Consider the following 14,721-nt stretch of genomic DNA (forward strand, 5'->3'; position numbering starts at 1 on the left):
CCAATAGATAGGAGAACCCGATTATGACTAAAAAACTGAGACAAATCGCATTTTACGGCAAAGGAGGAATCGGCAAATCCACCACTTCGCAAAACACCCTGGCTCAGCTGGCCGTCAATTTCGGCCAAAGAATTATGATCGTGGGCTGCGATCCGAAAGCCGACTCCACTCGCCTGATTCTGAACACCAAAGCGCAGCAGACCGTGCTTGATCTTGCCGCCAAACTCGGAAGTGTAGAAGATCTGGAGCTGGAGGACGTAGTGTCCTCCGGCTTCGGAGGTATTCTCTGCGTGGAATCCGGAGGTCCGGAGCCGGGGGTGGGCTGCGCAGGCCGGGGGATCATTACGTCGATCAATTTTCTGGAGGAGCAGGGCGCCTATGAGGATGTGGATATCGTCTCCTATGACGTGCTGGGCGACGTTGTCTGCGGCGGGTTCGCGATGCCGATCCGCGAGAACAAAGCGCAGGAAATCTATATCGTCTGCTCCGGGGAGATGATGGCCATGTACGCAGCCAACAATATCGCCCGCGGCATTCTGAAATATGCTCAAAGCGGCGGCGTTCGGCTGGGCGGACTGATTTGCAACAGCCGCAATACGGACCGCGAGCAAGAGCTGATCAGCGAACTGGCGCGTCGCCTGAATACCCAGATGATCCACTTTGTGCCGCGCAACAACGTGGTACAGCATGCCGAGCTGAGAAAAATGACGGTTACCCAATACAATCCGAACCATTCGCAGGCTGAAGAATACAAGCAGTTGGCCGAGAAAATTTTGCACAATGAGAAGCTGACGGTTCCCACTCCGATCGATATGGACGAACTGGAACGTCTGCTGATTGATTTCGGTGTGGTCGAGGATGAGGAGGCGGCTCTGCAGACGCAAGCCCCCAAGTAAGGAGGATGGAAACGCAATGAAATGGATCATTTCGGTTCATCAGAGATTGTTAAGCTTTTATCTTTTTTTCCTGGTGCTGATCGTTTGGGAGCTTGCGCCGAGGCTGGGACTCGTTAGCAACGTATTTGTCCCGCCCTTCTCCCGGATTGTGGAGACCGGAATCGAACTGGGACTGACGAACATTTTTCTCTACATATCCATTAGCCTGAAAAGAGTGTTTGTCGGCTTTGTCCTGGCTACCGTTTTGGCCCTGCCGCTTGGCTTTATTCTGGCCGGAGCCATGCCGAAGCTGGCCGCATTTCTCCAACCTCTGACCAAATTTCTCTCCAGCATCCCGCCGTTTATTCTATTTCCGGTCTTCGTTATCATTGTAGGAATCGGCGAGGGAGGCATTTATACGGTCATCTTCTGGTCGTCGTTCTGGCCGATATTGTTCACGACCATAGCCGGAATTCAGAATGTCGATCCGCTGCTGATCCGGTCGGCCAAATCCATGAATGCGAGCAAGCTGGTGATCTTCACACAGGTCATCCTGCCCGGCGCCTCGCCGACATTGATCACCGGACTCCGTACCGGACTGACCATGAGCTTCTTCATGCTGATCGGTTCGGAGAGCATGGGCGCCGATTCGGGTATGGGTTGGATGATCCACAATGCCCAAAGCATGGGGTTTGTCGAGCGCATTTACCTTGGTGCCATTATGGTTGCAGGCGTCGGTCTGGTGCTCAATTATGTGCTTGAATACCTAGAGAGTGCAGTGCTGCATTGGAGGCAGGCCCCCGAATCAAGCAATAAAGCCGCGGCCTAGCCGGATCTAAACTTAAGCAAAGGAGGACGAGACGAGTCTCATGAATTCTACCGCAGTCAAGCTTAAAAAAATCGGCATCGGCAGTATTCCGATCCTGTTGTTCTTCATCTTCTGGGAGATCGGCGCCCGAACCATTCCGAAGGGCGTCATCTCGCCTCCCAGCGACGCGATTCTAGCCATCTTCCGCTCGGTATTCTCCGGCTTGCTGCTGGAGCAGACACTAATCAGCCTGTACCGGGTGCTGCTCGGGTTCTTGCTCTCGCTCATTATCGGTATTCCGCTCGGATTTTTGCTCGGCACCTTTTTTAGTTCGGCGGAAAAAGCGTTGCTGCCTTTCTTGCGCACCTGCGAGAAGCTGAACCCTTTCGCGATCATTCCGATTTTCATGATCTTCTTCGGAATCGGAACTTCGGAGAAGGTGGTCGTCATCTTCTGGTCTGCGCTCTGGCCCGTACTGTTTAATACGATGTCCGGAGCCAAGGATATCGATTACAACCTGCTGCGGGCGGCACGGTCCATGGGAGCTACGCGCAGAGAGCTGTTTACCAAGGTCGTCCTGCCGTTCACCGCACCCAATATTTTTATCGGTATTGAATTTGCCGCCCAGTTATCGTTCTTCATGATTATCGCATCTGAAGTAATCGGCGCCAGCACGGGACTCGGATGGTATTACATCAACTCTACCGCCCGCTATGATCTGCCGCTCATGTACGGCATCGTCCTGTTCATCACCGTGCTGGGCATTATCATCAACCTGTTGTTCGCCAGACTGAAAAAGCGATTCTTGGTATGGAAAGAAGCGTCACAGCTTCACTAAACATTGGAGCTTGGAACCATTTGCCGCCTAGCAGTTTGCGGGAGAAGCTCGCAAGAAAAAATCGCAAGAGAAAATCGCAAGCAATGCTTGGCACAACAGGCAGAGCCGCCCAGGGACGGCTCTGCCTGTTGTTGGTACAATTGACTGTTCTTTCGGCCGCTCACCGTCCCTTTCGAGCAGCGGTAATCCGGCATCAAGTTTCCGTCAGTCCTCCTGCTATCCGGAATCCTCGGCTCCACCGCTCCTCATCCGTCAATTCCCTCCATTAATGAACACAAAAGGAGCAGACCGCTCCTTGCAGCAAGGGACGATCTGCTCCTTTATTGTTAGCCACAGCCGTACGAAATCAGGCTTCCTTGCCTTCCGAACCCTCGGCCGCTTCTTCCACGGCTGCGGGACCTTCCGCTTCCGTCTCCTCGGCGGCAGGCTCTTCCGTTACGGTCGGCGGCAGAATCTTGACGACCAGGGTTTCGGGGTCCGTCAATACTTCCCAGCCCTCATGCTTTGGAAGATCGGAAACCAGCAGATGATCGCCAATCTCTAAGGCGCTGGTGTCAACTTCGAATACGGATTCCAATTTATCGGGTAGTGTACGGATTTCAAGCTCATGCAGCTCGACGGTCTGCACGCCTCCGCTCTTCACGCCAGCCGGTGTACCTGTAAAATGCAGAGCTACCTTGGTATCCAGCTCAGCTTTCAAATCGATCACATGAAAATCAATGTGCAGCAGCTTCTTGCTCAAGGGCTCGCGCTGCACTTCATTGATAATTACATCTTTAGTGCCGGATGCCGGCAGTTCCGCTTTTAAAACCGCCCGCGGATTTTTGCTCAGAATACCGTCTACTGTTTTTGCATCCGCGCTTAAGGAAAGAGACTCCGAACCCGCACCGTAGATAACGACAGGCACGAGGCCTTGTCTCCGCTGCGCGGCAGGCTTCCCGGCTCTTTCGATCAAACGTACTGTTTCACTCATTGCCAATTCCTCCTAAGGATGGATTCAAAAAATAGAAGACCGATTAGATCGTATTCTAATCAGTCTCTTATTAACCATATTGCCTTTATCGGAATCAATATAGCACTATAGCCGAAAGAAGTCAAAAAAAGGGAATATTTGCGTCCCTAAATAGTACTCAAACCAAATGGCACGCAACATAGTGTCCCCCGCCAGTGTCGCGGAAACGCGGAATTTCTACCTTGCAGCGCTCTACGGCAAACGGGCAGCGGGTATGAAATTTGCAACCGGAGGGCGGATTCGCCGGGCTCGGAATGCGGAGGGAGCTGTTCAAGCACGCTTTGCAGTTAAGCAGACAGCCTCGCTTTTTCCAATATCGGGTAGTAAAATAAAGACATTACACAGAACAGGAGTGAAGAATATGACGCAAATTCAAACCGGAGAAAGCCGATTTTATATTGCCGGCGAAGGTAAGGACCTGGCCGAAATTACATACAGATTGGAAGAGAACAGCGGGGATTTGGTCATTGACCATACCTTTGTTTCGGAAGATCTGCGCGGTCAGGGAGCCGGAGAACAGTTGGTACGGGCGGTAGTGGACAAGGCCCGTGAGGAGCAGTTGAAGATTGTACCTGAGTGCTCATATGCGGCACATCAATTCAAAAAACACGCCGAATATTCGGATGTCCTGAGCGAAAACGCGCCCAGGGGATAAGCCCGTATTCGCGTGTGTCCCTAGGAGGATGACGGGTTTGACGACACATGAAACACTGAAACAAATTGAAGAATTGCAGCAGCGCTGCGAGGAATATGAAGACCTTTCGCTGAAGCTCAACTGGGAATCCCTGCGCAGGGAACCCGGGGGCGGCGGCGCCGAATGGTTCGTTACCTACGAGGATGAGCTGCTGGTCGGATTTATCGGGCTGTACAGCTTCGGCAGCGAAATCGAAGTATGCGGCATGGTACGTCCGGGTTACCGGCGGCGCGGCATTTTCAGCTCGCTATGGAAACGGGCACAGAGCTATATCGCCCGCCAGGGAGCACATAACGTGCTGCTGAATGCGCCGGCGGCTTCCAAATCCGCTGTCGGCTTTCTGAAGACGCTGCCCCTCGCTTTCGATCATGCGGAATACCAGATGAAGTGGCACGAAGAGAAGGCCGATGAACGCTCAGCCTTTGAGAACAAGATTCTGCCGGATGACCATGTCATTCTCCGGCCCGCACGCGCCGATGAAGTCCCTCTGCTCGTCGCTCTCGACAGCGCAGGGTTCGGCATGACGCCCCAAGACGCTGCGAACATGTACGATGAATTCGTGGAGGAAGACAGCAACGAGCACATCATCATCGAGCTGGAAGGACAGCCGGCAGGAAAGCTGCGGCTGTGGACGGAGCATCACGAAACGTGGATTTACGGGTTTACCGTTGATGAGAAGCTGAGAGGCAGAGGCATCGGACGCAGCGCTCTCCTCCAGACCATCCAGCGGGAAAAGCGCAGCGGCAACGGAGTCAATCTCGAAGTCGCGCTGGATAATCCGAATGCGCTGAGGCTGTATGAGAGCTGCGGATTTGTTGTCACGAACAAGCAGGACTATTTACGTTATGTCGGCTAGTTGATGACGGAAGCCTCATAGGAACTGGTGCGTGCTTACCTCAGTTTCATTTGCTGTTTAAACAGCAGAATGCGCTCAAAACAAAATCAGGCCCTGCGAAACACCGGTATCGGTGCGCAGGGCCTTTTTGCAATCGGATTGGCGGGTTTGCGGATTGATTGGCTGTAAGTAAGCGGATTTGCGGCTACATGAGCAGCGGTTTTAATAAAGCATCCTCGCCGCTTTTGCATCCCTCGTCCTCCTCTGCCTTACAGTCTTGCACCAGTGTGTCCAGCTCGCCGTTTAAATTTGACAGCAGCCTCAAATAATCGAGCGAGGCCTCAAGCGTTAAGGAATCTCCCTCGTATCTGCGCATCTCCTTGTCCATGAGAAAATGAATCTCCACGCACTCGGGAGGCCTGCCGTAAGCCTTGCGGCAAAATACGTTGGTCATATGCAAAAATGCCGAGACGACCTCCTCATTTCTGCGAACCATATATTTCTGCACCTTCAGTCCGCTTCCTTCTCTCCGGGCGTGCCAGACCAGATGAAAAATCATAGAGAGATTCATTTGAAGCTCGGGTACGGGCACATACCACTGCTCATACAGCATGAACGGCATTTCATCCCTTTCGCTGCCGCTGGTCATCCGGATCAGCTCATCGCATATCGTATCCTTGACTTCCCAATAGTGGCTCAGCGATAGAAAGCAGCGGGCCGAAGGCGGCCATCTTCGCTCCAGAAGAAATTGAATTGGCGTCTGCCTACGCACTTCGGGGGTCAAGCTGTAATAATCATTGAGCGTGTGGCCGACCGCATACTGAACCTGCTGCCGCCACAGAGGTAGGCCTTTTCCGCCGCAGGCGCATTGTTCCGCCATATCCAGCAGTGCACGCTCCACGACGTAATCATAAAGTTTCGGCAGCCGGGGCGCCTGATTGACTGGTGTACAATATGCCGTATTCATCTTCAAGATACCGCCAAGCAGAGCTCGGCAAAACGCTGCCCGAACTTACGGCATTCGTCTTTCTCCGCGGAAGTCGGCCCGTACTCGATCTTCAAGCTTGACTGCACAATGGCGGCCCCTCTTTCCTTCAGTTTTTCCTCTATCAAATCAACCGCGCCGCAGTATATCTCAAATCCGGTGTCACCGCTTCCGAACACGGCAGTTTTGTGGCCGGACAACTCGGTCTCCTCCAGCTCTTCATAGAAATCGAGGAATTCATCCGGCAGTTCTCCGTCTCCCCAGGTGTAAGCTCCCACAACCGCTCCTTCATAGGATGCGATTTCGAAGGCGCTGCAGCTGGTGACCGATTTCAGAACCGCCTCTTGGCCCGATTGACGGATTCCCTCCGCGATTAACTCCGCGATTTCCTCGGTATTGCCGGTCATGCTCGCATAGACCACCAAAATTTTTGCCATCGTCCGCTTCTTCCCCCATTCGTTCAAACCATTCATATGTGCATCTCATCCCCAGCAACCGTGCAGGACATAAATCTATTTTATTGATAATGATTATCAGTGTCAATTATCTTTTATGCGGATTGCCTCCTGCGTTTCTCACAGCCCGGATTAAGAGCTTGAATTATAATATTTTTATTCTTTAGGGGGGACTGAAATGGCCATACTGCACGCGCAAAAATATGAATTGGACTCGGGAATGTCCGTGATAATCAGATCTGCTGTTCCAGATGATGCTCCCGCTGTCCTTTCTATTCATCGCAAGGTTGTTGAAGAGAATGACTATGTTATAACTGCACAAAATGAATTTAACAAGACGTCTGAAAGCTATCATGATTTAATCTGTAAGGTGGCCGATCATCCCAGTGAGCTTTTTTTAGCGGCTTCAGTAAATGATACCGTTGTCGGTTGGCTGATTCTCTACACTCCTTCGCTCGAAAGACGTTCTCACCTGCGTGAGGTCGGCATGATGTTGACACCCGCCTGGAGGGGACAAAGTATCGGGAAAAAGTTGATTGCAGCAATTCTGGATTGGGCTGGCACGTGCTCCGCTATTGAAAAAATTTGTCTCGAGGTGTTCTCTTCCAATGAAAATGCCATTCAGCTATACCGTAAACTAGGCTTTAAGGAGGAAGGGAGAAGACATAAACAGATCAAGCTTGGCATGGACCATTATGCCGACTTGATTCTGATGTATCAAATGCAGCCGTTTGAAAAATAAGCAGCTCTACGCGTGCTCAAGCACTTCCACGGTTTGTTAAGAACCGGCAAAATGATGTACAATATAGGCTAAATGACTTCTTGAAGGATGGATTAACATGTACATGGCTCGGGACTGGAAAGATTATGAGATTATCGATACAGGAGGCGGAGAAAAGCTGGAACGCTGGGGAGATATCATTCTTCGGCGCCCGGACCCGCAAATTATATGGCCGCTTGTAAGCGAGACCGCGCAGTGGCGGAATGTCCACGGGCATTATCACCGCAGCTCATCGGGCGGAGGCCAGTGGGAAATGAAGAAGAGCATACCGGACAGTTGGAGCATTAGCTATGGCAAGCTTAAGTTCCATCTGCGTCCAACAAACTTCAAGCACACCGGGTTATTCCCGGAGCAGGCGGCCAACTGGAGCTGGATGATGGACAAGATTTCGGGTGCGGGACGCAAAATACAGGTGCTTAACCTGTTCGCATACACCGGTGGGGCCACCGTAGCGGCAGCCAGCGCGGGCGCATCTGTCGTGCACGTAGATGCCGCCAAGGGCATGGTCCAATGGGCAAAAGAAAACCTGCAGCTGTCCGGCCTTGGAGAACGTCCGGTCCGCTTCATCACCGACGATGTCTTCAAATTCGTGCAGCGCGAGCAGCGCCGGGGCAACAAGTATGACGCGATTATTATGGACCCTCCCTCCTACGGAAGAGGACCTGGCGGCGAAATGTGGAAGCTTGAGCAGAGCTTGTACCCGTTCCTGGAAAGCTGCTTGAGCATTCTGAGCGATAACCCGCTCTTCTTGCTCATCAATTCCTATACAACCGGCATTTCCCCAACTGTTCTGGAAAACATGCTGTCCATGACCATGAAATCCCGTTTCGGGGGCAAGCTTAGCGCCGGGGAAATCGGACTGCCGATCACCTCTTCCGGGCTGAATCTGCCTTGCGGTATTCTCGCCCGCTGGGAGTCTTAAGAGCGATGGCGCAGAGCGTGAATGGCGGCCGGGAGGAAGGACAGCCCCCGGCTTCTTTTGACATTTTATTTGAGGACAATCATCTCCTCGGAATCGTAAAACCGGTTAATATTCCCGTACAGGAGGATGCAACCGGCGACACCGACCTGCTGACCCTGCTGAAGGAGGATGTTAAACGGCGGTATAATAAGCCCGGCAACGTCTTTATGGGGCTGGTGCACCGGCTGGACCGGCCTGTCGGCGGGGCCATGATTTTCGCCAAGACCTCCAAGGCCGCCTCGCGGCTCTCGGAGAGCGTCCGCAGCCGGAGCTTTCGGAAAGGGTATTTGACCGTTGTCCACGGCAAGCTTCCCGCAGCAAGCGGTCGGCTGAGAGATATCCTGCTCAAGAACGCCAAGACGAACACGGTCACCGTAGTCCGGGAAGGCACACCGGGCGGCAAGGAAGCCGTGCTGGACTACACGGTACTGGGATTTGCCGAGGGTCTCAGCCTAGTGAAGGTGGACCTGCTGACCGGCCGGTCGCATCAGATCCGCGTACAGCTTGCCCATGCCGGCTGCCCATTGTACGGTGATCAGAAGTATGGAGCGGCCGTCAACAAGCCCGGTCAGCAAATCGCGCTGTGGTCCTCGCTTGTCGGCTTTCCGCATCCCGTGACCAAGCAGGAAGTCGAGCTGATTTCCCTGCCTCCTCGGCAATACCCATGGGACTTGTGGCCTGAGAAGCTGCAGGAGGGAGCGCTCCGGTAAGGGAAGATTCAAGGGCTGGCACGCTGCGTGCCAGGAAAGGTGCCGGCAAAGTGTGTTCGCGAAAAGGAAGAAGCGGGTCTAAGCTCAAAAGAGAATAGGCCCGCTTTTTTGTGCTGCCTGTTCAGCAGGATGGCGAATTCCTGATAAGGCATGATCCGGCGTATTTTGTGAAGTGATATACACGCTCAGTATTGGTGCTGCGAAGTAAGGACTACAGCACACGCTACTGCCTCCGGCAGCGGACGGTCTGCTCTGCTGCTTCGAGTTACCTGCTCATCTCCAGCGGAGCGATTTCATTCCCCGGGGTTACGAGCTTGCCCATCAAGTACAGCAGCAGCTGCTGGTTGTGGGCCGAGATATGGTCCAGCACTTCCGCAAAAAAATCGCTGCGGACCTTAAGGCCCCGCGCTGCTTCCCTTCTTCCAAGATCGGTGATGCTGACCCAGACGATCCGGCGGTCGGCGGCATCCCTGTCCCTGATAATCAGCCCGCCCCGCTCCATCCGGTCGAGCAGCATGGTAACCGCCGCAGGGCTGGTGGCCAGATGCGGGGCGAGGTCAGAAGGCTTCGCTGCTCCCCGTTCCTGAACAAGCTCAAGTACGGTCAGTTGGGCGTCAGTAAGCGTAGGAGCAAGCTTTGTATCCATATGAACCTTATAGTCTTTGAGAATTTTGTGCCATATTTTACTAAATTCAAAGGAGTTCACATTTGTTCCTTCCTTTCTCGGCAAATGATCCGTTATAAAAATATGTTCGGTGAAGAGTTTGCTTTTCCTGCATCAGGAAAAAATAAATAACCCCATAAACTTTTAACGGCCTAACAGCAATATCTCAAAGCTTGGATCACGAATGAACCAAATTTTAAAATCTATTAAATACCAAAATGAACCAGATTGTCAATCCGGTGTGCCCGGAATAAAACGCTTTCGACACTTCGTTCCGATGCGGCTAAATTTGTCGTTTGGTTATTCGACATGACATGCCATACAAGAAAAGACATCCGCGCTCTTGTCGAAAAAGGAGCGTGGATGTCAATGGGGACAAAGCCTGTATTCGAGAAAATCCGTTCTACTTCACGCTAATTTGCACGCTGACGATTTCGTCTTTCTTCACAACCGGGACGAGAAGCTTGCCGGTCGAACGTCGTTCATCAATCGGCGCAGCCTCCGAGGAGAAGCTAAGGATCTCTCCTTCGCGTGTGATGGCCGTCAATTCCAATGTCTCCCTGCAGTAGAATGCCCCGGCAATCCGGCTGCCGTTCGGACGGACGCGTTTGCCTTCCTTGAATTCAAAGGTCGGCACGCCCTTGCCGCCCCGGCTCTGCGGGACATAATCCAGAAGCAGACTGCGTTTGCCATAACCAATGTCGGATAAAACGAGAATCTCTCCTTCATCGTCCGTCACCCGGAAGCAGGCAACCACCTCATCGCCTTCCTTCAGCTGAATGCCTTTGACGCCAGCCGCCACGCGGCCCATCGGGTTCACCTCGTTCTCGCGGAAACGGATGCTCATGCCTTCCCGGGTGACTAAGACCAAATCCTGATCCCCTTCGCTTAGCATAACCGTAAGCACCTCATCTTCGGCTCCTACCTTGCAGGCGGCAATGGCTCCGCTGCGGGAGGTGACGTACTCCTTCAGCTCGGTGCGTTTCACCTGCCCCTTGCGCGTCACAAAAATCAGGCTGCGGCCAGGCTCTTCGAAATTGCTGACAGGTATGATTCCGGCAATGCCGTCTCCCTTGGAAAGACCGATTACATTGACAATTGCGGTGCCGGGGTCCTTCCATTTGAATTCCGGAATCTGATGCACAGGAAGCAGGAAATACTGTCCTTTGCCTGTGAACACCAGCAGACTGTCCCGCGTATTGACGTCGAGAATCCGGGTGATATAGTCGCCTTCCTTGACTCCGGACGCGTTCCGTTCGCCGCCGGAGCGGGTGAAGGACAGCATGCTCGTCCGCTTGATATAGCCGTCCGCCGACAGCGCAACAAGCACATCCTCCGCATTTACCAGCGCCTCGAGGCTGACCTTAAGCTCTTCCACCTCGCCCTGAATGGCGGAGCGGCGGTCGATGCCGTATTTGTCGCGGATTTCCAGCAGCTCCTTGCGGATGACGCCGACCAGCTTCTTGTCGCTCTCCAGAATTCCGCGCAGCGTCAAGATCTTGCGCTGCGTCTCCTCCAGTTCTTTTTCCAGCGTCCTAATTTCCAGATTGGTCAGTCGGTACAGTTGGAGTGTCAGGATGGAATCCGCCTGTCTTTCGCTGAAACCAAACATCCATACGAGATTATTCTGGGCATCCTGGCGGTTCTTGGACGCTTTGATCGCAGCGATCACTTCATCCAGAATATTGAGCGCTTTGACCAGACCTTCCAGAACATGCGCCCGGTCTTCCGCCCGCTCCAGATCGAACTGGGTCCGGTGCGTAACCACTTCCCGCTGATGAGCGATATACGCTTCCAGAATGGATTTCAGGCCAAGCTGCTGCGGCGCTTTGTTGACGATGGCCACCATGTTGAAGTTATACGTAATTTGCAGGTCGGTCTTCTTGAGCAGGTATGCCAAAATCCCCTGCGCGTCGGCCTCCTTCTTCAGCTCGACGACGATCCGCAGACCCTCCCGGCCGCTCTCGTCGCGCACTTCGGCGATGCCCTCAACCTTTTTCTCCAGACGGATATTCTCCATCGCCGTAACGAGACGGGATTTAACCACCTGAAATGGAATTTCGGTGATGACGATCTGCTGCTTGCCGCCGCGTAAATTCTCAAACTCCGTCTTGGAGCGCAGATAAATGCGTCCTTTGCCTGAACGGTAAGCGTCCATAATCCCGTCGCCGCCCATAATGAGCCCGCCAGTCGGGAAATCCGGGCCTTTCATAAAGGTCATGATTTCTTCGAGCTCGATCTCAGGCTTCTGCATAACCGCAATGCAGGCGTCAATCGTCTCGCGCAAATTATGCGGCGGAATTTCAGTAGCAAAACCGGCCGAAATGCCGCTTGTACCGTTTACGAGCAAATTTGGATATCGTGAAGGGACGACGACCGGCTCCTTTGCCGTATTGTCGAAGTTGTCCTTGAACAGCACGGTTCGCTTCTCGATATCGCGCATCATTTCCATGGCGATCGGCGAAAGCCGGGCCTCTGTATAGCGCATGGCTGCTGCCGGGTCGTCGTCCATCGAACCCCAGTTGCCGTGTCCGTCGACGAGCACATGCCCCATTTTCCAAGGCTGCGCCATTCTTACCATGCCTTCATAGATGGACGAGTCGCCATGAGGATGATAGTTGCCCATGACGTCACCGACCGTTTTGGCCGACTTGCGGTATGGCTTGTCCGGTGTGTTGCCCGAATCATACATGGCATACAGAATCCGGCGCTGAACGGGCTTCAGCCCGTCGCGGACATCGGGAATGGCCCGGTCCTGAATAATATATTTGGAATACCGGCCGAAGCGGTCGCCCACGACCTCCTCCAGAAATGCCGGCAAAAATTGTTCGGATAAACTGCTCATGCATTCACCTTCTGTTCCTCAAACTGTCGCCTTTTGTAAAAAGTATGGCGAATGGGAGACGCTCCGCTGCGGATTGTCCTTCCGGTCGCTGTTGTCCCCAAATATCTTTAATATTATTCAAAGGTTGATATTCGGGGACAAAGGCGAACGCTGACGCTCCTCCAAGACAATTCCGCCGCTGCGCTCTTCATTCTCCAAGTTTTTAAATACCGAAATTCTCGTCACTTTGTAACGAGAACACTTAGAATTATGTCTCGTCACTACTCCACAATCTCGGTAAAATCAACATTCTCGACGATCCAGCGCTTGCGCGGGTCGACCTTGTCGCCCATCAGCGTGGACACGCGGCGCTCCGCCTTGGCGGCATCCTCGATCTGCACTTGAAGCATGGTGCGCGTCTCCGGATTCATCGTCGTTTCCCACAGCTGATCGGGATTCATCTCGCCGAGACCTTTATAGCGCTGAAGCTCGAAGTTCTTGCCGAATTCCTTCAGATAATTCTGCAGCTGCTCGTCGGTCCAGGCGTAACGAACCGTTTCGAGCTTGCCCGATTTGCGGGTCAGCTTGTAAAGCGGCGGCTGGGCGATATACACCTTTCCCGCGTCGATCAGCGGCTTCATATACCGGTAGAAGAACGTCAGCAGCAGCACCTGAATATGCGCGCCGTCGGTATCCGCATCCGTCATAATGATGATCTTGGAATAGTTGCTGTCCTCTACCGCAAAATCGGACCCGATCCCCGCGCCGATTGCGGAAATGATCGCCCGGTATTCGTCGTTCTTCAAAATTTCCGCCAGCTTGGCCTTCTCTGGATTCATCGGCTTGCCCTTAAGCGGCAGGATCGCCTGAATCTTCGAGTCGCGTCCCTGCTTGGCCGAGCCTCCTGCGGAATCGCCTTCGACGATGAACAGCTCCGTGCGGGAGAAATCCTTGGACTGCGCGGGGGTAAGCTTGCCGCCAAGGTTCGTGCCCTCGCTGCGCTTCTTGCCGCTGCGGATTTCGTCGCGCGCCTTGCGCGCCGCTTCCCGCGCCCTGGCCGCCTGAATGGATTTCTTCAGCAGGCTCTGCGCCACCTGCGGATTCTCTTCAAGAAAGCGCTGCATATTCTCAGAGACGATAAAGTCGACCGCGCTGCGCGCCGAAGCGCTGCCAAGCTGGTCCTTCGTCTGGCCCACGAATTCGACCTCGGACATCTTGATGCTGATGACAGCCATCATCCCCTCGCGCAGGTCCCCGCCATCGAGATTTTTGTCCTTCTCTTTCAGCAGCCCCGTGCGCCGGGCATAGTCGTTCATAACCCGGGTGTACGCCGTCTTGAAGCCCGTCTCATGCGTACCGCCGCTGCGGGTCGGAATCGAGTTCACGAACGAAGCGATCGTCTCGGTATACCCTCCGTTGTACTGGATCGCAACCTCCACTTCAATTTCATCCTTCTCGGCACTGAAATGGATGACGTCGTGCAGCACGTCCTTGCCTTCGTTTAAATAGCGGACGAACTCGCTCGCTCCGCCCTCGTAATAATACTCGTCCTGGCGGCCGCTCCGCTCGTCTGTCAGCGTGATACGCAGACCCGAGTTCAGAAAAGCAATTTCCTGAAGCCGTTCGGAAAGCGTGTCGTAGTTCAGCGAAATACCGCCTTGAAACACGCGAATATCCGGCTTGAACATAATCTTCGAACCGGTCTTGTTCGTATTGCCCAATACTTCAAGCCCCGTGACCGGTTCGCCGACATGTTCTTTCCCGTTATTATCAACCCAATATTCAAAACGCTGGCGATGGATCTTGCCTTCCCGGTATATTTCCACCTCAAGCCATTCCGACAAGGCGTTCGTCACGGAGGCGCCAACGCCGTGCAGGCCGCCGGATTTCTTATAGCCCGAGCCTCCGAACTTGCCGCCCGCGTGCAGCATGGTGAATACTACCTGCGGCGTAGGAATGCCCGTCTTGTGCATTCCGGTCGGAATGCCGCGTCCGTTGTCAGTTACGGTCACCGATCCGTCCTTGCGCAGCGTGATGTCAATTTTCGAGCAAAATTTCGCCAAATGCTCGTCTACAGCGTTGTCTACGATTTCCCATACCAGATGATGCAGTCCCGAGGAACTCGTACTGCCAATATACATGCCGGGCCGTTTGCGGACCGCAACCAGTCCTTCAAGCACCTGAATGTCGTCAGCATCGTATCCAGTCCGGTCTGCTGCGCCGTTTTTTGTGACTTCAGCGAACATATCGACCTGTTCGAACATTCATGTTCCCCCTTC

At 53.5% G+C, this 14,721-nt stretch carries 14 protein-coding genes and 1 pseudogene; 8 read left to right on the forward strand and 7 right to left on the reverse strand.

Going from position 1 to position 14,721, the window contains the following annotated elements:
- Nucleotides 1-23 precede the first annotated feature (23 nt).
- The 3 genes from nifH to PSAB_RS15450 are packed head-to-tail and all read left to right on the forward strand — an operon-like array spanning nt 24 to nt 2,521.
- Complete coding sequence (nifH, locus tag PSAB_RS15440) at nt 24-896, forward strand: nitrogenase iron protein (RefSeq protein WP_038595963.1); 873 nt, start codon at nt 24-26, stop codon at nt 894-896.
- A gap of 16 nt (nt 897-912) precedes the next feature.
- Complete coding sequence (locus PSAB_RS15445) at nt 913-1,704, forward strand: ABC transporter permease (protein WP_025335486.1); 792 nt, start codon at nt 913-915, stop codon at nt 1,702-1,704.
- Nucleotides 1,705-1,744: 40 nt separating this feature from the next.
- On the forward strand, nt 1,745-2,521 hold the full coding sequence (locus PSAB_RS15450; RefSeq protein ID WP_025335487.1) for an ABC transporter permease: 777 nt from the start codon (nt 1,745-1,747) through the stop codon (nt 2,519-2,521).
- 346 nt (nt 2,522-2,867) lie between these two features.
- On the opposite strand, the gene PSAB_RS15455 is transcribed toward PSAB_RS15450, so the two are convergent.
- Together PSAB_RS15455 and PSAB_RS25130 are read right to left on the reverse strand one after the other, a co-directional pair.
- A complete protein-coding gene (locus PSAB_RS15455) occupies nt 2,868-3,494 on the reverse strand; it encodes a 50S ribosomal protein L25 (RefSeq protein ID WP_025335488.1) in 627 nt (208 codons plus the stop codon).
- Nucleotides 3,495-3,651: 157 nt separating this feature from the next.
- Nucleotides 3,652-3,789 (reverse strand): annotated as a pseudogene (locus PSAB_RS25130) (oligopeptide/dipeptide ABC transporter ATP-binding protein); the annotation flags it as partial.
- Nucleotides 3,790-3,894: 105 nt separating this feature from the next.
- On the opposite strand from PSAB_RS25130, the gene PSAB_RS15460 reads away from it, so the two are divergent.
- On the forward strand, nt 3,895-4,188 hold the full coding sequence (locus PSAB_RS15460) for a GNAT family N-acetyltransferase (RefSeq protein WP_038595966.1): 294 nt from the start codon (nt 3,895-3,897) through the stop codon (nt 4,186-4,188).
- 37 nt (nt 4,189-4,225) lie between these two features.
- Complete coding sequence (locus tag PSAB_RS15465) at nt 4,226-5,083, forward strand: GNAT family N-acetyltransferase (protein ID WP_025335490.1); 858 nt, start codon at nt 4,226-4,228, stop codon at nt 5,081-5,083.
- 184 nt (nt 5,084-5,267) lie between these two features.
- On the opposite strand, the gene PSAB_RS15470 is transcribed toward PSAB_RS15465, so the two are convergent.
- Complete coding sequence (locus tag PSAB_RS15470) at nt 5,268-6,029, reverse strand: hypothetical protein (protein ID WP_025335491.1); 762 nt, start codon at nt 6,027-6,029, stop codon at nt 5,268-5,270.
- A gap of 2 nt (nt 6,030-6,031) precedes the next feature.
- Nucleotides 6,032-6,484, reverse strand: coding sequence for a flavodoxin (locus PSAB_RS15475; protein ID WP_025335492.1), 453 nt, complete (start codon nt 6,482-6,484; stop codon nt 6,032-6,034).
- 196 nt (nt 6,485-6,680) lie between these two features.
- Between PSAB_RS15475 and PSAB_RS15480 the strand changes: the two genes are divergently transcribed.
- From PSAB_RS15480 to PSAB_RS15490, 3 genes are all read left to right on the forward strand, one after another.
- Complete coding sequence (locus PSAB_RS15480; protein ID WP_025335493.1) at nt 6,681-7,244, forward strand: GNAT family N-acetyltransferase; 564 nt, start codon at nt 6,681-6,683, stop codon at nt 7,242-7,244.
- A gap of 97 nt (nt 7,245-7,341) precedes the next feature.
- Complete coding sequence (locus PSAB_RS15485; protein WP_025335494.1) at nt 7,342-8,205, forward strand: class I SAM-dependent methyltransferase; 864 nt, start codon at nt 7,342-7,344, stop codon at nt 8,203-8,205.
- Nucleotides 8,206-8,210: 5 nt separating this feature from the next.
- Nucleotides 8,211-8,954: an RluA family pseudouridine synthase gene (locus tag PSAB_RS15490; protein WP_025335495.1), complete on the forward strand. Its 744-nt coding sequence runs from the start codon at nt 8,211-8,213 to the stop codon at nt 8,952-8,954.
- Nucleotides 8,955-9,219: 265 nt separating this feature from the next.
- Here PSAB_RS15490 and PSAB_RS15495 read toward each other — a convergent pair whose 3' ends face one another.
- The 3 genes from PSAB_RS15495 to parE all read right to left on the reverse strand — a co-directional run bounded on the left by PSAB_RS15495 (nt 9,220) and on the right by parE (nt 14,706).
- Nucleotides 9,220-9,660, reverse strand: a complete 441-nt coding sequence (locus PSAB_RS15495) for a MarR family winged helix-turn-helix transcriptional regulator (protein WP_025335496.1) — start codon at nt 9,658-9,660, stop codon at nt 9,220-9,222.
- Between the two features lie 361 nt (nt 9,661-10,021).
- Complete coding sequence (gyrA, locus tag PSAB_RS15500) at nt 10,022-12,463, reverse strand: DNA gyrase subunit A (RefSeq protein WP_025335497.1); 2,442 nt, start codon at nt 12,461-12,463, stop codon at nt 10,022-10,024.
- A 260-nt stretch (nt 12,464-12,723) separates the two neighbouring features.
- Nucleotides 12,724-14,706 (reverse strand): DNA topoisomerase IV subunit B, encoded by a 1,983-nt coding sequence (gene parE, locus PSAB_RS15505; protein WP_025335498.1) that lies wholly within the window; start codon nt 14,704-14,706, stop codon nt 12,724-12,726.
- Nucleotides 14,707-14,721: the final 15 nt, after the last annotated feature.

Origin of the sequence: Paenibacillus sabinae T27 (assembly GCF_000612505.1) — a bacterium.
Classification (GTDB): Bacteria; Bacillota; Bacilli; order Paenibacillales; family Paenibacillaceae; genus Paenibacillus_AQ; species Paenibacillus_AQ sabinae.

Coding starts and splice junctions, on each gene's coding strand:
- PSAB_RS15475 (WP_025335492.1), bottom strand. CDS start 6,484: ATGGCAAAAATTTTGGTGGTCTATGCGAGCATGACCGGCAATACCGAG.
- PSAB_RS15445 (WP_025335486.1), top strand. CDS start 913: ATGAAATGGATCATTTCGGTTCATCAGAGATTGTTAAGCTTTTATCTT.
- parE (WP_025335498.1), bottom strand. CDS start 14,706: ATGTTCGAACAGGTCGATATGTTCGCTGAAGTCACAAAAAACGGCGCA.
- PSAB_RS15490 (WP_025335495.1), top strand. CDS start 8,211: ATGGCGCAGAGCGTGAATGGCGGCCGGGAGGAAGGACAGCCCCCGGCT.
- PSAB_RS15455 (WP_025335488.1), bottom strand. CDS start 3,494: ATGAGTGAAACAGTACGTTTGATCGAAAGAGCCGGGAAGCCTGCCGCG.
- PSAB_RS15470 (WP_025335491.1), bottom strand. CDS start 6,029: ATGAATACGGCATATTGTACACCAGTCAATCAGGCGCCCCGGCTGCCG.
- nifH (WP_038595963.1), top strand. CDS start 24: ATGACTAAAAAACTGAGACAAATCGCATTTTACGGCAAAGGAGGAATC.
- PSAB_RS15460 (WP_038595966.1), top strand. CDS start 3,895: ATGACGCAAATTCAAACCGGAGAAAGCCGATTTTATATTGCCGGCGAA.
- PSAB_RS15485 (WP_025335494.1), top strand. CDS start 7,342: ATGTACATGGCTCGGGACTGGAAAGATTATGAGATTATCGATACAGGA.
- PSAB_RS15450 (WP_025335487.1), top strand. CDS start 1,745: ATGAATTCTACCGCAGTCAAGCTTAAAAAAATCGGCATCGGCAGTATT.
- PSAB_RS15480 (WP_025335493.1), top strand. CDS start 6,681: ATGGCCATACTGCACGCGCAAAAATATGAATTGGACTCGGGAATGTCC.
- gyrA (WP_025335497.1), bottom strand. CDS start 12,463: ATGAGCAGTTTATCCGAACAATTTTTGCCGGCATTTCTGGAGGAGGTC.